At 61.9% G+C, this 18,562-nt stretch carries 18 protein-coding genes, 1 tRNA gene and 1 pseudogene; 15 read left to right on the top strand and 5 right to left on the bottom strand.

The genetic code is table 11. The annotated features are described in order from the left end of the window. Positions 1–56: 56 nt before the first annotated feature. The 9 genes from ACQRBV_RS00325 (at position 57) to ACQRBV_RS00285 (ending at position 7,905) form a co-directional block, all read left to right on the top strand. Entirely contained in the window at positions 57–1,082 is a 1,026-nt protein-coding gene (locus tag ACQRBV_RS00325; protein WP_090365947.1) for an NAD(P)H-dependent glycerol-3-phosphate dehydrogenase, read from the top strand. A 10-nt stretch (positions 1,083–1,092) separates the two neighbouring features. Then, the gene (locus ACQRBV_RS00320; RefSeq protein WP_090365945.1) at positions 1,093–1,440 is read left to right on the top strand and encodes a DUF4389 domain-containing protein; all 348 of its coding nucleotides are present in this window, start codon (positions 1,093–1,095) and stop codon (positions 1,438–1,440) included. After that, positions 1,437–1,886: a phosphohistidine phosphatase SixA gene (gene sixA, locus ACQRBV_RS00315; protein WP_411984561.1), complete on the top strand. Its 450-nt coding sequence runs from the start codon at positions 1,437–1,439 to the stop codon at positions 1,884–1,886. The genes ACQRBV_RS00320 and sixA overlap by 4 nt, the downstream gene beginning before the upstream one ends. Before the next feature lie 88 nt (positions 1,887–1,974). Next, positions 1,975–3,624 (top strand): AMP-binding protein, encoded by a 1,650-nt coding sequence (locus ACQRBV_RS00310; protein ID WP_411984562.1) that lies wholly within the window; start codon positions 1,975–1,977, stop codon positions 3,622–3,624. Between the two features lie 30 nt (positions 3,625–3,654). After that, positions 3,655–4,098 (top strand): hotdog fold thioesterase, encoded by a 444-nt coding sequence (locus tag ACQRBV_RS00305; protein ID WP_060754500.1) that lies wholly within the window; start codon positions 3,655–3,657, stop codon positions 4,096–4,098. A gap of 97 nt (positions 4,099–4,195) precedes the next feature. After that, complete coding sequence (locus ACQRBV_RS00300) at positions 4,196–4,999, top strand: alpha/beta fold hydrolase (protein ID WP_060754499.1); 804 nt, start codon at positions 4,196–4,198, stop codon at positions 4,997–4,999. Then, entirely contained in the window at positions 4,996–5,850 is an 855-nt protein-coding gene (locus tag ACQRBV_RS00295) for an alpha/beta hydrolase (protein ID WP_090365938.1), read from the top strand. Before ACQRBV_RS00300 ends, ACQRBV_RS00295 begins: the two co-directional genes overlap by 4 nt. A gap of 102 nt (positions 5,851–5,952) precedes the next feature. After that, positions 5,953–6,771: a DUF4892 domain-containing protein gene (locus ACQRBV_RS00290; RefSeq protein WP_060754497.1), complete on the top strand. Its 819-nt coding sequence runs from the start codon at positions 5,953–5,955 to the stop codon at positions 6,769–6,771. A gap of 72 nt (positions 6,772–6,843) precedes the next feature. Further along, positions 6,844–7,905, top strand: a complete 1,062-nt coding sequence (locus ACQRBV_RS00285) for an AI-2E family transporter (protein WP_411984563.1) — start codon at positions 6,844–6,846, stop codon at positions 7,903–7,905. Here ACQRBV_RS00285 and ACQRBV_RS00280 read toward each other — a convergent pair. Beyond that, entirely contained in the window at positions 7,902–8,936 is a 1,035-nt protein-coding gene (locus ACQRBV_RS00280; RefSeq protein WP_060754495.1) for an ATP-binding protein, read from the bottom strand. The genes ACQRBV_RS00285 and ACQRBV_RS00280 overlap by 4 nt on opposite strands. Continuing rightward, positions 8,936–9,712, bottom strand: coding sequence for a response regulator (locus ACQRBV_RS00275; protein ID WP_060754494.1), 777 nt, complete (start codon positions 9,710–9,712; stop codon positions 8,936–8,938). The genes ACQRBV_RS00280 and ACQRBV_RS00275 overlap by 1 nt, the downstream gene beginning before the upstream one ends. 248 nt (positions 9,713–9,960) lie before the next feature. Here ACQRBV_RS00275 and pyrF point away from each other — a divergent pair, with 248 nt between their 5' ends. Further along, positions 9,961–10,659, top strand: coding sequence for an orotidine-5'-phosphate decarboxylase (gene pyrF / locus ACQRBV_RS00270; RefSeq protein ID WP_060754493.1), 699 nt, complete (start codon positions 9,961–9,963; stop codon positions 10,657–10,659). Positions 10,660–10,690: 31 nt separating this feature from the next. On the opposite strand, the gene ACQRBV_RS00265 is transcribed toward pyrF, so the two are convergent. Next, complete coding sequence (locus ACQRBV_RS00265; protein WP_411984564.1) at positions 10,691–11,695, bottom strand: NADP-dependent oxidoreductase; 1,005 nt, start codon at positions 11,693–11,695, stop codon at positions 10,691–10,693. A gap of 228 nt (positions 11,696–11,923) precedes the next feature. Between ACQRBV_RS00265 and ACQRBV_RS00260 the strand changes: the two genes are divergently transcribed. The 4 genes and pseudogenes from ACQRBV_RS00260 to ACQRBV_RS00245 all read left to right on the top strand — a co-directional run bounded on the left by ACQRBV_RS00260 (position 11,924) and on the right by ACQRBV_RS00245 (position 16,383). Continuing rightward, positions 11,924–12,685, top strand: coding sequence for an SDR family oxidoreductase (locus ACQRBV_RS00260; RefSeq protein WP_090365932.1), 762 nt, complete (start codon positions 11,924–11,926; stop codon positions 12,683–12,685). Between the two features lie 203 nt (positions 12,686–12,888). After that, a complete protein-coding gene (locus tag ACQRBV_RS00255; RefSeq protein WP_411984565.1) occupies positions 12,889–14,301 on the top strand; it encodes a PLP-dependent aminotransferase family protein in 1,413 nt (470 codons plus the stop codon). Between the two features lie 114 nt (positions 14,302–14,415). Further along, positions 14,416–15,522: pseudogene (locus tag ACQRBV_RS00250) on the top strand (HAMP domain-containing protein); the annotation flags it as partial. Continuing rightward, the gene (locus tag ACQRBV_RS00245) at positions 15,502–16,383 is read left to right on the top strand and encodes a methyl-accepting chemotaxis protein (RefSeq protein WP_412047684.1); all 882 of its coding nucleotides are present in this window, start codon (positions 15,502–15,504) and stop codon (positions 16,381–16,383) included. The pseudogene ACQRBV_RS00250 and the gene ACQRBV_RS00245, both read left to right, overlap by 21 nt. A gap of 36 nt (positions 16,384–16,419) precedes the next feature. Here ACQRBV_RS00245 and ACQRBV_RS00240 read toward each other — a convergent pair whose 3' ends face one another. Beyond that, positions 16,420–17,232 carry an alpha/beta fold hydrolase gene (locus ACQRBV_RS00240; protein ID WP_411984566.1) on the bottom strand — a complete coding sequence of 271 codons (813 nt, stop codon included), beginning with the start codon at positions 17,230–17,232 and terminating at the stop codon, positions 16,420–16,422. Between the two features lie 127 nt (positions 17,233–17,359). Further along, positions 17,360–18,118: a hypothetical protein gene (locus ACQRBV_RS00235; protein ID WP_081087098.1), complete on the bottom strand. Its 759-nt coding sequence runs from the start codon at positions 18,116–18,118 to the stop codon at positions 17,360–17,362. A 370-nt stretch (positions 18,119–18,488) separates the two neighbouring features. On the opposite strand from ACQRBV_RS00235, the gene ACQRBV_RS00230 reads away from it, so the two are divergent. Next, positions 18,489–18,561: transfer RNA gene (locus tag ACQRBV_RS00230), tRNA-Glu, on the top strand. The last annotated feature ends 1 nt before the right edge of the window (position 18,562 follow it).

Genomic DNA, 18,562 nt, shown 5'->3' with positions numbered 1-18,562 from the left:
GCGGGTCGCCCCGTATAATGCCGCTATCGCCACTGGTATGGATTAACGGATTGCATATGACTGAACAGCGCCCTATTGCGGTCCTGGGAGGCGGAAGTTTTGGTACCGCCGTGGCTAACCTGCTGGCTGAGAACGGCCACGCGGTGCGCCAGTGGATGCGCGACCCGGAGCAGGCCGAGGCCATCCGCGTGCATCGGGAAAACCCCCGTTACCTTAAAGGCATCAAGATTCATCCGGCGGTGGAACCGGTCACGGACCTGCTGGAGACCCTCACTGACTGCGACCTGTGCTTCGTCGCATTGCCGTCCAGCGCCTTGCGCTCGGTGCTGGCGCCCCACGCCGAACGCCTGGCAGGCAAGCTGCTGGTCAGCTTGACCAAGGGTATCGAGGCGCACACGTTCAAGCTGATGAGCGAAATCCTCGAAGAGATTGCGCCCCAGGCACGTATCGGCGTGCTCTCCGGGCCGAACCTGGCACGGGAAGTCGCCGAGCACGCGCTGACGGCCACCGTGGTGGCCAGTGAAGATGAAGCGCTTTGCGAGCGCGTGCAGGCGGTCCTGCATGGCCGTACGTTCCGTGTTTACGCCAGTGGCGATCGCTTTGGCGTTGAACTGGGCGGTGCGCTTAAAAACGTTTACGCGATCATCGCCGGCATGGCGGTGGCCCTGGGCATGGGCGAGAACACCAAAAGCATGTTGATTACCCGTGCCCTGGCCGAGATGACCCGCTTTGCGGTGAACCAGGGCGCCAACCCGATGACGTTCCTGGGCCTGGCCGGGGTCGGGGATTTGATCGTCACCTGCTCGTCGCCCAAGAGCCGCAACTATCAAGTCGGTTTTGCCTTGGGCCAGGGTTTGAGCCTGGACGACGCCGTTACGCGCCTGGGCGAAGTGGCCGAGGGCGTCAACACCCTCAAAGTGTTGAAGGCCAAGGCCCAGGAAGTCGGTGTGTACATGCCGCTGGTCGCTGGGCTGCACGCGATCCTGTTTGAAGGGCGCACCTTGAACCAGGTCATCGAATTGCTGATGCGGGCTGAGCCGAAAACCGATGTCGACTTTATTTCCACCAGTGGTTTCAACTGAGGAACGCGTCATGAACGATCCGAAAGCAGCGCCCAAGTACGAATCTATCGTCCTGCGTATTGTGTGGATGCTGGTATTTGCCCTGGTGTGGCAAGTGGCGCAGTTCCTGCTCGGCGCGCTGGTGCTGGTGCAACTGATCTATCGCCTGGTCTACGCCGCGCCGAACCTGGGCCTGATGAACTTCGGCGACAGCCTCAGCCAGTTCCTGGCGCAGATCGGCCGTTTCGGCAGCTTCCACACCGAGCAAAAGCCTTGGCCATTCGCCGATTGGCCGACGCCTCGTGCACCGGAAGGCGAAGCCGCCCACAGTGTGCCACCGGCGCCGCATCCGGTACGTGATGAAGAGCCAAAACTGTGAAGCTTTGGATCTTGCGGCACGGTGAGGCCGAAGGCTATGCGCCCACTGACGCCGAGCGCAACCTCACCGAGCACGGCCGCGCCGAAGTGTTGCGCAGTGCTGTGCACCTGATCGGCCAGCCCCTCGGCGCGATCATCGCCAGCCCATATGTGCGGGCGCAGCAGACCGCGCTGCTGGTTCGCGAGGCGCTGGGTTTCACGCCCGATATCCGCACGGTGCCGTGGCTGACACCCGAAGGCAACCCGCTGCGGGTGCTGGAAAAGCTCGACAGCGATGACAATGTGCTGCTGGTCAGTCACCAGCCTTTGGTGGGCTGCCTGATCAGCTTCCTGCAGCATGGTCATCAGCGCCAACCGCAACCGATGCACACCGCCAGCCTGGCGGAGCTGGAAGGTGATTTTCCGCTGGCGGGGCTGATGAACCTGGTCAGTGTGAAGAACCCGTAGGAAAAGTGATCGCTGCTGTGTGTGCTATATAGTCAACCAAGCAAGTGCTTGGTTGGCTATCATCCGGTCACACAAAGGAGCGCGTCCCATGCCAGTCGCTTTTCGTTTGCCGTTGCAGGTCTTCTTCGAACGTGAAGCTCGGCATCCGCGCAAACCCTTTCTCGTGCAGCCCATCGGCGGGGGCGAGGTGCAAACCCTGACCTGGGGCGACGTCGGCCATCAGGCCCGGTGCGTCGCACACTGGCTGCGTGCTCGGGCGTTGCCGCAAGGCTCGCACATTGCCCTGATCTCGAAAAACTGTGCGCACTGGATCATCGCCGACCTGGCGATCTGGATGGCCGGGCATGTCTCGGTACCGTTGTACCCCAACCTGACGGCCGACTCCGTGGCCCATGTGCTGACCCATTCCGAGGCGGCATTGGTGTTGATCGGCAAGTTGGACGACTGGCCGGCCATGGCGCCCGGTATCCCGGCCGGTTTGTCGACTGTCCGTCTGCCGCTGGCCTCGGCCGGCGACTTCGATTTCACTTGGGCCGATCTGCTGGCCTGTTCACCCATTCAAGATAACCCCGAGCCCGAAGCCGACCGCTTGGCCACGATCATTTATACCTCCGGCACCACCGGCTTGCCCAAGGGGGTGATGCAAACCTTCGGCGCCTTGGGCTTTGCCGCCTCCCGTGGCACCGAGTTGTTTGGCCTGGGGGAGGACGACCGGCTGCTGTCGTACCTGCCGTTGTGCCACGTGGCGGAGCGCATGTTCGTCGAACTGGCGTCAATTTATACCGGGCAAACGGTATTTTTCGCTGAAAGCCTTGAGACCTTTCTGACCGACCTGCGCCGGGCGCGGCCGACAGCGCTGTTCGGGGTGCCGAGGATCTGGACCAAGCTCCAGATGGGGGTGTACGGCAAGGTTTCACAAAAGCGTCTGGACCGGCTGTTGCGCCTGCCTTTCATCGGGCCATCTGTAGGCCGCAAGGTGCTGTCGGGTCTGGGCCTGGACGCCCTGCGTATTGCGCTATCCGGTGCGGCGCCGGTGCCTGAGGCGTTGCTGCGTTGGTATCAGCGCCTGGGGCTGGATGTGCTGGAGGTGTACGGCATGACGGAAAGCTGCGGCTATTCCCACGTATGCCGCCCCGGGCAACAGACACTGGGCTGGATCGGCCTGCCATGCCCTGGGGTGGAAGTGCGCATCGACCCGTTGGGCGAAGTGCAGGTGCGCAGCGGCGCGACCATGCTCGGCTACTTCAAGGACGCGCAGAAAACCGCCGAGGCTCTCACCAATGATGGTTTTCTGCGCACCGGCGACAAGGGTGAGCAGGACGCGGCCGGCCGCTTGCGCCTGACCGGGCGGCTCAAGGAGATCTTCAAGACCAGCAAGGGGAAGTACGTGGCTCCGGCGCCGATTGAAAACCGCCTGGCGGAACATCCACGCATCGAGCAGGTGTGCGTGGTCGGCGAAGGGCTGAGCGCGCCGATAGGCTTATGCGTACTCGCGGCGACGGGCGAGGAGCGCCAGGCCCTGCGCGATAGCCTGGAACGCTGGCTGGAACAGGTCAACCAGGCGCTGGACAAGCCTGAGCGTCTGCGCCAACTGGTGGTGGTCAAAGACAGTTGGTCCGTCGAAAACGGTTTCCTGACCCCGACCCTGAAGATCAAGCGCAGTGTGATCGAATCGACCTATGGTGCTCAATTGCATGTTTGGAGCGAGCGCGGCGAATCGATTCTGTGGCAGGATTAGGGGCGTAATAAAATCAATAAGGACACTGCTATGAGCTTGTGGCGCACCCAACCCAATATCGAGCAACTCAACAGCCTGCAGAAAAACACCATCGGTGAGTTGCTGGATATTCGTTTCGAAAGCTTCGACGACGAGTCACTCACCGCCAGCATGGTGGTCGACCACCGCACCCATCAGCCTTACGGCCTGCTGCACGGCGGCGCGTCGGTGGTGCTGGCGGAGAGTATCGGCTCCATGGCGGCCTACCTGTGCATCGATCCGAGCAAATTCTATTGCGTGGGCCTTGAGATCAATGCCAACCACTTGCGCGGCGTGCGCAGCGGGCGAGTGACGGCGGTGGCGCGGGCCATCCATATCGGCCGTACGACCCAGGTGTGGGACATCCGCCTGACGGCCGATGATGGCAAGACCAATTGCGTCTCGCGCCTGACCATGGCCGTGGTGCCGCTGGGCGAGAACCCGCCGGTGCGATAGACATGGCGTGAGTGTCATCATTCCTGGCAGTTACAGTCATTGCTGTACGGCTTGGGGCTGGTGACAATCCACTTCTGTTTCTGTAGATGAGTCCGGTATGTCGCAGCACGTGTTTTTTGCCCACGCCAATGGTTTTCCTTCGGCCACCTACGGCAAGTTGTTTGCCGCCCTGGCCCCGGAATATACGGTGGCTCACTTGCCGCAGCACGGCCACGACCCGCGATTTCCAGTGGATGACAACTGGCGCAACCTGGTGGACGAGTTGATCCACCACTTGGAGCAGCAACCGCAGCCGGTGTGGGGTGTCGGGCACTCTCTAGGTGGTGTGTTGCACCTGCACGCGGCCATGCGTTGCCCGCAGTTGTATCGCGGTGTGGTGATGTTGGATTCGCCGGTGCTGACGCGTGCCGACCGCTGGGTGATCCGCGCGGCCAAGCGCTTGGGGTTCATCGATCGCCTGACCCCGGCCGGGCGCACCCTGGGCCGGCGTGAAGAGTTCAGCGACCTGGACGCCGCGCGCAGCTACTTCGCCGGTAAAACCCTGTTTCGCGGGTTCGACCCTGACTGTTTTGATGCCTACCTGCAGCATGGCCTGCAACAGGTGGGCGATCGCTTGCGCCTGCGCTTCGACCCCGCCACCGAAATCAGCATTTATCGAGGCGTGCCCCACACCAGCCCGGGTCAGGTGCGCCAGTTGAAGGTGCCGCTGGCGGTGGTGCGTGGACGCCAGAGCCGGGTCGTGATGCGTCACCATGCCAGTGGGGTTGACCGCCTGCCCATGGGCGAAATGCTCACCATGCCCGGCGGGCACATGTTTCCCCTGGAGCGGCCGCAGGACACAGCGGCCTTGATCAAGAACCTGTTCTCCCGCTGGGAAGCCCGTGAGCGCAGCTGCGCATGAGTACGCCGGTCGAAGAGGTTCGCCTCAGCTTGCCGCATATCGAGTTGGCGGCGCATCTATTCGGCCCCGAAGACGGTCTGCCGGTGATTGCCCTGCATGGCTGGCTGGACAACGCCAACAGCTTTGCGCGGCTGGCGCCGAAACTGCAGGGCTTGCGCATCGTCGCGCTGGATATGGCGGGGCACGGTCATTCGGCGCACCGTCCTGCGGGGGCCGGCTATGCCTTGTGGGATTACGTGTTTGACGTGCTGCAAGTCGCCGAACAGTTGGGTTGGAAACGTTTTGCATTACTTGGCCATTCCCTCGGCGCCATCGTCTCCTTGGTGCTCGCAGGCGCCTTGCCGGAGCGGGTGACGCACCTGGGATTGATCGACGGCGTGATCCCGCCGACCGCCACCGGTGAAAACGCGGCCGAGCGATTGGGCATGGCGTTGCAGGCGCAATTGAACCTGCAGGGCAAGCGCAAGCCGGTCTACAGCACCCTGGACCGGGCGGTTGAAGCGCGGATGAAAGGTTTGGTCGCAGTCAGTCGCGAGGCCGCCGAATGGCTGGCCCAGCGCGGTTTGATGCCCGTGCCGGGCGGCTACACCTGGCGCACCGACAGCCGATTGACCCTGGCTTCGCCGATACGACTGACCAATGAGCAGGCGATGGCTTTCGTGCAACGTGTGGCTTGTCCTGCACAGTTGGTGGTCGCGGCTGACGGCATGTTGGCGAAACATTCCGAATTGCTTTCTCAGCTACCCTTTACGGTGACCACGCTGCCGGGGGGCCATCATTTGCACCTGAACGATGAGCCCGGTGCGGCTCTTGTTGCAGACTGTTTCAATCGGTTCTTCTCCACGCCTTGACTTGGCGGGGTCAACTGCCGAGGCTGGGCGGATTGAAAGGGAGTCAACCATGAACCAACTTGAAACTGCTGCGACCTCCAATGGCCAGGGCTCAATCATCCGATGAGCCTGCGTGAAGGATGTATACGTGCCCTCGGGCTGTGCTGCTTCAGCCCCTTGGTGTTCGCCGCCGATGTGCCGGGCAGCCAGGATCTGCCGGCAGTGTCCCGCCAGGTCGACGCGCAGATCGTCGATTACCGCCCCGCTGAAGCCAGGGAGCGCATCTACCCCATGGGGGCGATCCGCAAGATCAGCGGCCAGTTGCGCTACGAGGGCCAAGCCACCGCGCGTGGCCAAGCCACTGCGATTACCTATGAACTGCCCGCCGAGCACACCTCCAGCGCCGCCTTTACCGCGACCCGCGAAGCGTTGCAGGCCAAGGGCGCGCAGCTGTTGTTCTGGTGCCAGGCCCGCGATTGCGGTGAAAGCAGCCTGTGGGCCAATGAAGTGTTCGGCAATGCCAAGCTGGTCGGCGCCGATGGCCAGCAGGAATACCTGCTGTTACGGCTGGCGGCGCCGCAGGACAACTCCCTGGTGGCGCTGTACGGCATCACTCGGGGCAACCGTCGTGCCTATCTGCATGTGGAACAGCTGGACGCCAGTGCGCCCCTGGGTGACTTGCTGCCCACTTCGGCAACCTTGCTTCGTGAGCTGAAAAGCACCGGCGAGCTGGATTTCCCTGCACTGGGGAGCGAACCCGATCCGGCCTGGATCACCTTGATCTCGCGTGGCTTGAACCTGGACGCCACCTTGCGTGTCAGTTTGACCGGGCCAACGGCCGAAGCCTGGCGCCAGGGCCTGATCGACAGCGGTGTGCGCGCCGCGCGCATGGAAACCGGCACCGGTGACGCTAAGGGTTTGCACCTGCATCTGATACGCTGACCGTCACCAGGCGAACGGACCCGCGCCGTTCGCCTAAGCTCTCCTCCTACAGCCTTATTCTCGAGATACCCGATGCTCAATAACGATCGCCTGCTGGTGCAAATCCTGCTGCTGGTGCTGTTTGGTGCCAGCTTCTGGGTGATGGCGCCATTCTGGTCGGCGCTGTTCTGGGGCGCAGTGCTGGCGTTCGCCAGCTGGCCGCTGATGCGTTTGCTCACCCGCTGGCTGGGGGGCCGCGAATCCCTGGCTGCCGGCATCTTGACCCTGTGCTGGATGCTGTTGGTGGCGGTGCCGCTGGTGTGGCTGGGCTTCAACCTGGCCGACCATGTGCGTGATGCGGTGGGCCTGATCAAGGATATCCAGGTCGACGGCCTGCCGGCAGCACCCGCTTGGCTGAACTCAATCCCCTTTGTCGGCGATCGCCTGGTGGCGGCCTGGGACAGCATCGACCAGCAGGGCGCGGCGCTGATGGTCAGCATCAAGCCTTATCTGGGCCAGGTCGGCAATTGGCTGCTGGCGCGCAGCGCGCAGATCGGCGGCGGCATCCTTGAGTTGACCCTCAGCCTGGTGTTCGTGTTCTTCTTCTACCGTGACGGGCCTCGGCTGGCGGTGTTCGTGCATCGTCTGCTGGAGCGTTTGATCGGCGAGCGGGCCGGTTACTACATCGAACTGGTGGCGGGCACCGTGCAACGGGTGGTCAACGGCGTGATCGGCACCGCCGCGGCTCAAGCCTTGCTGGCGCTGATCGGTTTCCTGATCGCCGGCGTGCCTGGCGCGCTGGTGCTGGGCATCGTCACGTTCCTGCTCAGTCTGATTCCCATGGGGCCACCGCTGGTGTGGATTCCGGCGACCGCGTGGCTGGCCTGGAAAGGCGATTACACCTACGCGGTGTTCCTCGGGGTGTGGGGCACGTTCATCATCAGCGGCGTGGACAACGTACTCAAGCCGTACCTGATCAGTCGAGGCGGCAACCTGCCACTGGTGATTGTGCTGCTGGGGGTGTTCGGCGGCTTGATTGCGTTTGGTTTCATCGGCCTGTTCATCGGCCCGACCTTACTGGCGGTGGCCTACAGCCTGCTGACGGATTGGAGTGCGACCCAGGCCCAGGGGCGTCGCGAAGACAACCCCCGTTAAATCCTCGGCAACCACATTACGGCGGTCAAGCCACCGCCTGGTGTGTCTTCCAGGCTGAGGTGGCCGCCGAGCCGCTCCACCGCTTCCTTGGCAATCGTCATGCCCAGGCCGACCCCGCCGGAGTTGCGGTTGCGCGAGCCCTCCAGGCGAAAGAACGGTTCGAAGACCGCCTCGCGCTTGTCGGCCGCGATCCCAGGGCCGTGGTCGATCACACGGATCACCAGGGCCTCGCGGCTGTCCGCCAACTCCACGCGTGCGGTGCCGGCATAGCGCAGGGCGTTGTCGATCAGGTTGTTCAGGCACGAACGCAGGGCCATCGGCTGTACCTGCAACGGCGCACAGGTGCCGGCGAACTGCACGTCGGAGCCTTGGTCCTGGGCGTTTTCGCTGAGGGACTCGACCAGCGCCTGTACGTCGAGCCAGTGCCGGGTTTCGCTGGTACGCTGTTCGTGCAGGTAGCTTAAGGTCGCGTCGAGCATGCCGATCATGTCGTCCAGGTCCTGGCGCATCTGGCCTTGCAATTTGGTGTCTTCGATCTGCTCCAGGCGCAGCTTGAGGCGTGACAGCGGGGTACGCAGGTCGTGGGAGACCGCACCGAGCATGCGTGCGCGCTGGCTGACCTGCTCGCGGATGCGCTTTTGCATCATGTTGAAGGTCGATGCGGCCTGGCGTGCCTCTCGTGGCCCGGACTCGTTGAGAGGCGGGCTGTCGAGGTCGACGCTCAAGCGCTCAGCCGCCGCACTCAGGCGCTGGATCGGCCGGCTCAGCAGCTTCGCGCCGTACCAGGCGGCGATGATCAGCGAGATGAACTGGAAGGTCAGCGGCACCACCGGGCCGCCGAACCAGGGGCGATGGTGCTTGCGCAGGGGCTTCATCGTACCGTCCGGCTGCTCGACGAAGGTCTCCTGGGGCGGCGGTGGCGGCGGGCCGTAGTGGTGAAACCAAAAGAACGCCAGCACATGCGCCAACACAATAGCCACCAGCAATACACCGAACAACCTGCCGAACAACGTATTGAAGGTGGCACGCATCAACCGATGTCCCGGGCGTCGAAAAGGTAGCCTTCGCCACGTACGGTTTTGATCAGTTGCGGGGCTTTCGGATCATCCCCGAGTTTTTGCCGCAGGCGCGAGACCAGCAAGTCGATGCTGCGATCGAAGGCTTCGATGGACCGGCCGCGGGCCGCGTCCAGCAATTGTTCGCGGCTGAGCACCCGGCGGGGGCGTTCGATAAACACCCACAGCAGGCGGAACTCGGCATTGGACAGCGGCACCACCAGGCCGTCGTCGGCCACCAGTTGGCGCAACACGCTGTTCAAGCGCCAGTTGTCGAAGCGGATATTGGCGCGTTGCTCGGTGCGGTCATCGCGTACACGGCGCAAAATGGTCTGGATGCGTGCCACCAGTTCACGCGGCTCGAACGGCTTGGCCATATAGTCGTCGGCGCCCAGTTCCAGGCCGATGATGCGGTCGGTCGGTTCGCAGCGGGCGGTGAGCATCAGGATCGGGATGTCCGATTCGGCGCGCAGCCAGCGGCACAGCGACAGGCCATCTTCGCCCGGCAGCATCAGGTCGAGCACCACCACGTCAAACGTTTCGGCTTGCATGGCCTGGCGCATGGCGCCGCCGTCGGTCACGCCGGTGGCGAGAATATTGAAGCGTGCCAGGTAGTCGATCAGCAGTTCACGAATCGGCACGTCATCATCGACGATCAGCGCACGGGTGCTCCAGCGCTTGTCTTCGGCGATCACCGCGCCTTTTGGCTCTTCGTTTACAGAGACGGTAGGGGTATGCATAGGTGCGATCATCTGCCTGGTCATTGCTGTCAGCATAGGCGCCCAGCCCCATGGCTGGAAGTGCTGGACGGGCGGTCATGTGCGCGAGGCTAGTCGTGGGGCGTGTAGGGCGCATGTCGGGAATGTATCGTGCTGGATACAATCACCCGAAACGCCGTGAAATGGACGGCTGAACAGTATTTACCGATCATCGGATCCCGCAACGGTGCTGCTTGCGCTACAATCCGCGCCGATTTCGACTTGCCTGAGAGCCCATTCCAATGTCCGCCTGCCAGACTCCTATCATCGTCGCCCTGGATTACCCCACTCGTGACGCCGCACTGAAGCTGGCTGACCAGTTGGACCCCAAGCTTTGCCGGGTCAAGGTCGGCAAGGAACTGTTCACCAGTTGCGCGGCGGAAATCGTCGGCACACTGCGTGACAAAGGCTTCGAAGTATTCCTCGACCTGAAATTCCACGATATTCCCAACACTACCGCGATGGCCGTCAAAGCCGCTGCTGAAATGGGCGTATGGATGGTCAATGTGCACTGCTCCGGCGGCCTGCGCATGATGACGGCCTGCCGTGAAGTGTTGGAGCAGCGCAGTGGTCCCAAGCCGCTGTTGATCGGTGTGACCGTGCTGACCAGCATGGAGCGCGAGGACCTGGCCGGCATCGGCCTGGATATCGAGCCTCAGGAGCAGGTGCTGCGCCTGGCCGCCCTGGCGCAGAAGGCCGGCCTGGACGGCCTGGTCTGTTCGGCGCTGGAAGCCCAGGCCCTGAAGACCGCGCACCCATCGCTGCAACTGGTCACTCCGGGCATTCGCCCGGCGGGCAGTGCCCAGGATGACCAGCGCCGTATCCTGACCCCGCGCCAGGCTCTGGATGCGGGCTCCGATTACCTGGTGATCGGTCGCCCGATCAGCCAGGCGGCTGATCCGGCGAAGGCGTTGGCGGCGGTGGTTGCCGAAATCGCCTGATACATCCGTGTAGGAGCGAGCCAGCTCGCTCCTACACCTTCAGTACCAACTTCCCAAAGTTCTCGCCATTGAACAGCTTCATCAGCGTCTCCGGGAACGTCTCCAGCCCCTCTACGATGTCCTCCTTGCTCTTGAGCTTGCCTTGGGCCATCCAGCCGCCCATCTCTTGTCCAGCGGCGGCAAAGCTGGCCACGTGATCCATCACCACGAAGCCCTCCATGCGTGCGCGATTGACCAGCAATGACAGGTAGTTGGCCGGGCCTTTCACCGCTTCCTTGTTGTTGTACTGGCTGATTGCACCGCAAATCACCACGCGTGCCCTCAAGGCCAGGCGGCTGAGCACCGCGTCGAGAATGTCGCCGCCGACGTTATCAAAATACACATCCACCCCGTTGGGGCACTCGCGCTTGAGCGCCGCGGGGACGTCTTCGTTTTTGTAGTCGATGGCCGCGTCGAAACCCAGCTCATCCACCAGGAATTTGCACTTGTCGGCACCGCCGGCGATACCCACCACGCGACAGCCTTTGAGCTTGGCGATCTGCCCGGCAATGCTGCCCACCGCACCGGCCGCGCCGGAGATCACCACGGTTTCGCCGGCCTTGGGCGCGCCAGTGTCGAGCAAGGCGAAGTAGGCGGTCATGCCGGTCATGCCCAGGGCTGACAGGTAACGGGGCAGGGGAGCCAGTTTCGGATCGACTTTGTAGAACCCACGCGGTTCTCCCAGGAAGTAATCCTGCACCCCTAGCGCGCCATTCACGTAGTCCCCCACCGCAAACTTCGGATTGTTCGACGCAATCACCTTGCCCACGCCCAGCGCTCGCATCACTTCGCCGATTCCCACGGGTGGAATGTAGGACTTGCCTTCGTTCATCCAGCCACGCATCGCCGGGTCCAGGGACAGGTATTCATTGCGCACCAGCACTTGTCCTTCTCCAGGTGTGCCCACCGGCACTTGCTGGTAGGTAAAAGTGTCCCGCGTGGCGGCGCCGACCGGACGTTTGGCAAGCAGGAATTGGCGATTAGTCAGGGCAGTCATGGCAAGGACTCTTTAGAAATGAACCTTGAGTGATAGACCCTCAATGGCCGGTGAGCAAGGTTGTCCGAGTGGCGCGAATGCACCGCGATAGGCTGGATTGATAGTCAGGCTGGGGCAGTTATCACTGGGATTCATGCAGCGCCAACCGGCCTTCTGATAGTGCTGACGCGCCGTACAGGCGGTTGGCTAGACTCGCACCACCGCCATTTCTTGCAAAAGGATATTCCCATGAGCATGACGTTTTCCGGCCAGGTCGCCCTGGTGACCGGCGCCGCCGCCGGTATTGGCCGCGCCACCGCACTGGCGTTCGCTGCCGAAGGCTTGAAAGTCGTGGTCGCGGACCTCGACGTCGACGGCGGTGAGGGCACCGTCGCGCTGATCCGCCAAGCCGGCGGCGAGGCATTGTTCGTGCGTTGCAACGTCACGCTGGAAACTGATGTGCAGCAGTTGATGGCACAGACCGTTGCCGCCTATGGCCGCCTGGATTATGCCTTCAACAACGCCGGGATCGAGATCGAGAAGGGCAAGCTGGCGGACGGCAGCCTGGATGAGTTCGACGCCATCATGGGGGTCAACGTCAAAGGTGTGTGGCTGTGCATGAAGTACCAATTGCCGCTGTTGCTGGCCCAGGGCGGTGGGGCGATCGTCAACACGGCATCGGTCGCGGGGTTGGGGGCGGCGCCGAAGATGAGCATCTATGCCGCGTCCAAGCACGCGGTCATCGGCCTGACCAAGTCGGCCGCCATCGAATATGCGAAAAAGAAAATCCGCGTCAACGCCGTGTGCCCGGCCGTGATCGATACCGATATGTTCCGCCGTGCCTACGAAGCGGACCCGCGTAAGGCGGAATTTGCCGCCGCCATGCATCCGGTCGGGCGCATTGGCAAGGTCGAGGAAATTGCCAGCGCGGTGTTATACCTGTGCAGCGATGGTGCGGCTTTCACCACGGGCCACGCGCTGGCGGTAGACGGTGGCGCGACGGCAATCTAGGAATCCATGCAGGCCGTTATTTGAAAAGGTTTGATGGGATGTGAGGTTTTTCCAGAGCTGGCAATTGGCCTTGGCTGAATGTGTGTCATAAGGTAAATAAGTCAATAGAATCAATACTTTAATAACAATGTAGAGCGGGGCGACAAGGGCTTCTGTGCTTAACTGTTTTGGGTTGAATAACAGACAGTTGAAGTGAGTGGCGCATGGATTTAGGGATCGATCGACAAGCCCTTGTACCGGTGGTGCAGCAAATCGTCTGCGCGGTGACGCAATGGATTCGCACAAGTGGGATTACGCCCGGCACTCGACTGCCCTCTGTCCGGCAACTGGCGCTGGATAACCTGCTGAGCCAGTCCAGTGTGGTCGAGGCATTTGATCGGCTGGTGGCCCAGGGGCTGCTGGTCTCGAAGCAGGGCTCGGGGTTTGTCGTGGCCCAGCCTTCGGTCCTGCATGAAAACCACTGGTATGAAGGTGCGGAGCGGGGTTGGGGGGCTTATACCGATGGGCCGCTGGGTGAGTTGAAACTGGGATGTGGCTGGTTACCGGATGCCTGGCGCGAGAGCGATGACCTCATTTATGCGGTACGTGAAGTCAGCCGTACCGACACCGGCGGCCTGTTCAATTACACCCCGCCCCTGGGGCTGCCGGCGCTGCGTGAACAACTGCTCAAACGCCTGACCCGGATCAAGGTCGCCACCAGCCTCGACCGTATCCTCACCACCGATGGCGCCAGCCATGCCCAGGACCTGCTCATACGTACCTTGCTGAAGGCGGGTGATACGGTGGTGGTCGAAACCCCGGGGTATGGCAACCTCTATCGCCAGCTGGCGTTCCATGGCGTCACGCTGCTGGAGGTGCCGCGTACACAGGGTGGCCCGGATATCCCGGTGCTGGAAGCGCTGCTGCGCACCCATCGGCCCAAGTGCCTGTTCATCCACAGCCTGTATCACAACCCTACCGGTACCAGCCTGTGCCGTGAGGTCGCCGAACGCTTGCTGCAATTGGCGCGCAGCGACGATTTCCTGATCATCGAGGAAGACGTTTATGGCGACCTGCAGCACGCCAGCTGCACACGGCTTGCGGCGCTGCCCCATGATGACCGGGTGATCTACATTTCCAGTTTTTCCAAGACCCTGAGCAGCGCCCTGCGGGTGGGCTACCTCAGTGCCAGTGCTTCTGTCATTGCACAATTGGCGAGCCTCAAGACCCTGACCGGCCTCGGTACTTCGCGTTTTGCTGAAACGGTGGTTGCCACGTTGCTGGCCAACGGCACGTACCGTAAGTGGGTGCAACGCCTGCGCAAACGCCTGAATACACAGATGGCCTCGACCTTGCAGGTATTGGAAGACGAAGAATGGCAGGTGTTTGCCGTACCTTCCGGCGGTATGTTCCTGTGGGCACGCCCAGGCTGGGCGGATCATTCCCATCTGCAGGCCTGCGCACGACGGCTCGGTGTGCTTCTGTCGCCGGGAGCGTTGTTCAACCCAGGCGGTGAACACAGTGACTGGCTGCGCATCAATGTGGCCTATGCTGCTGATCAGCGGGCATTGGCATTGTTCCGCGCCATGGGGCCTGCCAGATCGACCTCGACCATCCTGAAAACGACGGGCGTGTAGCTTTTTGCCATTATTCCGACGCCAGCATCTTGTGTCGTTGGCGTGTGGTTGCGAATCTCGCTGCATGGAAACAACGCTTGATGGCATCTGCCATTGCAAGAGGACTCAAGTGCAATGATTTCGGCCGTGCAACGACGTTTCGCCAACCTCGGTATGGCAAAAAAACTGGGCCTGGGTTTCGCCTTGGTGCTACTGCTGACGGCCGTCGTGGCGGCCATTGGTGTGTGGTCCCTGCAAACGGTTGGTCAGCGCTTCGAGGGCCTCAAGGCGATGTCTTCGCTCAATAGCGGCTTGTTCAAGGTGCGCCTGATCGAGCAGGACTACGCCCTGCACGCCGACCCCAAGGCCGTCGACGCCTTGCATGAAAGTGTCGATGCCCTGGCGGCTCAGGCCGCCGCCCTCAAAGCCGGGTCCGCCGCCAATGTGCCGGTGATGACCGAGGTCGAGCAGGCGCTGGCGGCCTATCGCAAGGCGTTCGACGAATTTGTCGAGCTGACCCAGGCCAAGGACTTGGCCCTGGAAATGGCCACTTGGTCGGTCTCCAGCGTGGCCAACAACCTTGACGTGTTGCAGTCGGGGCTGGCGGATGACGGTACTTATGGCCTCAAGGAAAGCCAAGGCAAGGAAGGCGCGGAGTTTATCGAGCAGGCGGGTCAGGTCGGCCAGGTGTCCAGGCTGATGTTGCAAGCCATGAACGAAGCGCGCGTACGTCTGGATCAGAGCCGCAAGGCCGAGGCCGACGATGCCGAACAGGGCAAGATCGAGCAGGCGGACCAGGCCCTGGCCCAGGTCGAACAACTGAAAACCTCGGTCAAGGATGCGGGTTACCAGACCGTACTCAATGAAGTGTCCGGGCATATTGCCGCGTTCAGCGAAAAGCTCGGCGAGTACACGGGCCTGCTGGCTCAGGAAAAACAGGTCTATAAGCAGTTGCATGACCGGGCCGAGCAAGTGGTCAGCCGGGTCAACCAGGCCTATGCCGCCGAAGACCAGTCGATGCAGGAGCAACTCAAGAAAAGCGCAATGCTGATTATCGGATCGTCAGCCCTGGCGTTGCTGGTGGGCTTGATTGCGGCCTGGGTCATCACGCGGCTGATTGTGGCTCCGCTGCGCAGCGTGATCGCGGTGGCCCAGCAGATTGCCGCAGGCGATCTGAGCGGGCGCATGGAGGTCAGTCGCCGTGATGAAATGGGCCAGCTGATGCAAGCCATGCAGCAGATGGGCAGCGGCTTGAGCCATATGGTCAGTGGCCTGCAGGCGGGCATCGAACAGTTGGCCAGCTCGGCGCATTCGCTGTCCAGCGTGACGGAGCAGACCAACGTCGAAGTCAGCAGTCAGAAGGAGGAAACCGAGCAGGTGGCCACGGCCATGAACCAGATGACGGCCACGGTACACGATGTGGCGCGCAACGCCGAAGAGGCGGCTCAAGCCGCGCAGACAGCGGATGACAAGGTCGACAGCGGCCAGCAGGTGGTCCGCCAGAGCTTGCAGCGTATCGAGTCGCTCGCCGCCTCCAGCAACAGTGCCAGCGCCAGTATCGAAAGCCTGAGCGCGGAAATCCAGAATATCGGCACCGTGTTGAGTGTGATCAAAAGCGTTGCCGAGCAAACCAATCTGCTAGCTCTCAACGCCGCCATCGAAGCGGCCCGCGCGGGTGAGCAAGGCCGTGGTTTTGCGGTGGTGGCCGATGAAGTGCGGGCGCTGGCCAAGCGCACGCAGCAATCGACTGAGGAAATCGAGCGGCTGGTCAGCACCCTGCGCCACGCGGCGCAGGCGTCGGTGCAGCAGATCCAGCAAAGTGGTGAGCTGGTGAAGCTGGCTGTCAGTGATGCCCTGGAAACCGAAAGTGCGCTGGGCAGTATCGCCGTAGCGGTGTCACTGATTCAGCAGATGAACCAGCAGATCGCCGCCGCCGCCGAGGAGCAGAGCTCTGTTGCTGAAGAGATCAACCGTAGCGTCACCAGCATCCGCGCCAGTGCCGATCAGTCGGCGCTGAGCATGCAGGGTAACGCGGCGTCGAGCATTGAGCTGGCGCAGCTGGGCGCGGAGCTCAAGGGGATGGTCGGGCATTTCCGTCTTTGATCGCAGCGCGAAGGCCGCGATCAAGGAGGAGGGCGATCAGGCGTTGTTGGCGAGGAAGGTCAGCAGGGCTTCGTTGACGAAGTCCGGATTCTCCCGGCAAGAGATATGCCCGGCCTCCGGAATCAGGATCAGGTCGCAGCCGATCAGCCTGGCCATTTCCTGGGACTCGGCAGGTGGTCGGGGTTTGTCCTGCTCGCCGCACAGGATCAAGGTCGTGTCCGCGTCCAGCTTCGGCAGTTGGTCCAGCAGGTCGGCGCGACTGAAGATCTGCCGGCCCAGGGGCACGATGCTTTGCAGCAGGCGCTCTTTGGAAAAACCCTGCAGTGCCTGGCGAAAATCCTGATACAGCGCCGATTCCCGGTCGATACCCGGGCGGAAGAAGATCGGTGCGATCACATCCAGCAATGGCTCGGGAATGGCGCCGGCGTCTTCGATCATCTTGAACAGCGAGAAATAATACTGGCGCGTGGCCTCGGGCTCTGCGCCCAGGTAGGTGTCCATCAGCATCAGGCTGTTGATCCGCTCAGGTGCGCTCAATGCCAGGCGCGCACCCCACATGCCGCCGACCGACAGGCCCACCAGGTTGACCTGGGCAATGTCCAACTGGTCGAGCAGGGCCAGGGCCTGGCGCGCCAGGTCGTCCAGACTGCGGGTCTGGGCGGGCAACGGCCCCGATTCACCGTGGCCCCACAGCTCGGGGACGATGACTCGGTACTGTTGCGACAGGGCCTCGATCTGCGGCGCCCACATGTGGAGGTCCCACAGGTAACTGGAGCCCAGCAGGACGGCTGGGCCGGTGCCTTCGTCGAGATAGTGCAGCGGTTGTCCATCAATCACGGCAACGGGCATAGCGGGCCTCTAACTTCATTGAGTGAGGGGGACTTTTTTACGCTAGTCGAGGGAAGGGGGATAGGTGCAAATTGATGGCACGTTGTGCTGGGCTTGTGTAGTGAGCGGGCAAGCCCGCTCACTACAATCAATCGTAGATGGCTTTCTTTTTCCATTCGGCGTCGGCGTCGACGACTTTCAGGCCTTCGGTCAATTCGTTGACCTCGTCTTCGGCGGGTTTGCTGTTGGTCAGTACCGTGGAGTTGGCCCGGGCCAACTGTGACTCCAGCAGTTGCAACTGCGCACTGTAGACCACCGGTTCCGGCTGCTTGCGCAAGTACTGCACGCCGCGCTCGAATGCCAGGCGCGCTTGGCCAGGCTGGCCTTGCTGCAGGGCGTGCTGGCCCAGGTTGTTGAAGAACTCGATATGCAGCAGCACCAGGATATGGCGAATTTCCTTGATCCAGTGCTTGGCTTCATTGGTAGGCAGGAAGCCGTCCTGGGCCGCACGGGTGACTTGGCCGTGCAGCGCTTCGAGCAGGAACCGCACGTCCTTGGCCTTGGCTTCGGTCTGGATCGGCGCGGGCGGGTTAGCCACGGGGATCGATTCACCCTGGGCGATCAGCGCATTCAGCTCGGTAATGCGTGCCTTGAGCGGTGCGCTGGATTTGTTGAGGTTCAACAGGCGCTGGTTGACGTTGAGTTCCAGACGGGTCAGCAACAGTTTGAGCGCGGGCGTCATCAACTGGCCTGGGAAGGTTTCGGTGATTTCGCCGCAGCGGCGCAACCGATCATTCAGCTCGATCTCGGTGCGCTTCTTTTCCAACTTGTTGTTTTCCACCACGTGGTTCATGTAGCCAATGGCGATCAGTATTACGATCCCGGCTGTTACCAGCAGGGTGATCATGAGTGGTGTCACCGGTGTGGCCTCTTTATTGGGTTTACAATGGAGTGTAGTGACTGCGCCATCTGGCGGATAGGACTGATCGACCAGTTGCTCAGGTAGATTCTTCTATATAGGTAGAATATTTCCTGCATGGATGCACATTGCCATCATTTGCGGGTACGAACTATAACGTCTTGTCGGGCGTCAGAATATAGGCGCCAACACCCAGACGGAAAAAATCCCCGTACGGGCCTGGAAGCAGGGCGAAGTCATTGATTTTAATAAATTTATCCTTGGGGGTTGACGACCTTTCAATCCATCCATAGAATGCGCGCCACTTAACGCGTAAAGCACACAGCAAAACGCGTTGAGCAGTGAATGTTGTACGTGTGTCCCCTTCGTCTAGTGGCCTAGGACACCGCCCTTTCACGGCGGTAACAGGGGTTCGAGTCCCCTAGGGGACGC

Source organism: Pseudomonas sp. R11F, assembly GCF_050312575.1.
In the GTDB taxonomy this organism is placed as follows: domain Bacteria; phylum Pseudomonadota; class Gammaproteobacteria; order Pseudomonadales; family Pseudomonadaceae; genus Aquipseudomonas; species Aquipseudomonas palleroniana.
The sequence above is the reverse complement of the archived record's forward strand: the minus strand, read 5'-3'. Positions and strand labels throughout refer to the sequence as shown.

What these genes read in the sequence shown, in the direction of transcription:
- ACQRBV_RS00325 (WP_090365947.1), top strand. Translation starts at nt 57, where the DNA reads ATGACTGAACAGCGCCCTATTGCGGTCCTGGGAGGCGGAAGTTTTGGT.
- ACQRBV_RS00320 (WP_090365945.1), top strand. Translation starts at nt 1,093, where the DNA reads ATGAACGATCCGAAAGCAGCGCCCAAGTACGAATCTATCGTCCTGCGT.
- ACQRBV_RS00310 (WP_411984562.1), top strand. Translation starts at nt 1,975, where the DNA reads ATGCCAGTCGCTTTTCGTTTGCCGTTGCAGGTCTTCTTCGAACGTGAA.
- ACQRBV_RS00305 (WP_060754500.1), top strand. Translation starts at nt 3,655, where the DNA reads ATGAGCTTGTGGCGCACCCAACCCAATATCGAGCAACTCAACAGCCTG.
- ACQRBV_RS00300 (WP_060754499.1), top strand. Translation starts at nt 4,196, where the DNA reads ATGTCGCAGCACGTGTTTTTTGCCCACGCCAATGGTTTTCCTTCGGCC.
- ACQRBV_RS00295 (WP_090365938.1), top strand. Translation starts at nt 4,996, where the DNA reads ATGAGTACGCCGGTCGAAGAGGTTCGCCTCAGCTTGCCGCATATCGAG.
- ACQRBV_RS00290 (WP_060754497.1), top strand. Translation starts at nt 5,953, where the DNA reads ATGAGCCTGCGTGAAGGATGTATACGTGCCCTCGGGCTGTGCTGCTTC.
- ACQRBV_RS00285 (WP_411984563.1), top strand. Translation starts at nt 6,844, where the DNA reads ATGCTCAATAACGATCGCCTGCTGGTGCAAATCCTGCTGCTGGTGCTG.
- ACQRBV_RS00280 (WP_060754495.1), bottom strand. Translation starts at nt 8,936, where the DNA reads ATGCGTGCCACCTTCAATACGTTGTTCGGCAGGTTGTTCGGTGTATTG.
- ACQRBV_RS00275 (WP_060754494.1), bottom strand. Translation starts at nt 9,712, where the DNA reads ATGATCGCACCTATGCATACCCCTACCGTCTCTGTAAACGAAGAGCCA.
- pyrF (WP_060754493.1), top strand. Translation starts at nt 9,961, where the DNA reads ATGTCCGCCTGCCAGACTCCTATCATCGTCGCCCTGGATTACCCCACT.
- ACQRBV_RS00265 (WP_411984564.1), bottom strand. Translation starts at nt 11,695, where the DNA reads ATGACTGCCCTGACTAATCGCCAATTCCTGCTTGCCAAACGTCCGGTC.
- ACQRBV_RS00260 (WP_090365932.1), top strand. Translation starts at nt 11,924, where the DNA reads ATGAGCATGACGTTTTCCGGCCAGGTCGCCCTGGTGACCGGCGCCGCC.
- ACQRBV_RS00255 (WP_411984565.1), top strand. Translation starts at nt 12,889, where the DNA reads ATGGATTTAGGGATCGATCGACAAGCCCTTGTACCGGTGGTGCAGCAA.
- ACQRBV_RS00245 (WP_412047684.1), top strand. Translation starts at nt 15,502, where the DNA reads ATGCAAGCCATGCAGCAGATGGGCAGCGGCTTGAGCCATATGGTCAGT.
- ACQRBV_RS00240 (WP_411984566.1), bottom strand. Translation starts at nt 17,232, where the DNA reads ATGCCCGTTGCCGTGATTGATGGACAACCGCTGCACTATCTCGACGAA.
- ACQRBV_RS00235 (WP_081087098.1), bottom strand. Translation starts at nt 18,118, where the DNA reads ATGATCACCCTGCTGGTAACAGCCGGGATCGTAATACTGATCGCCATT.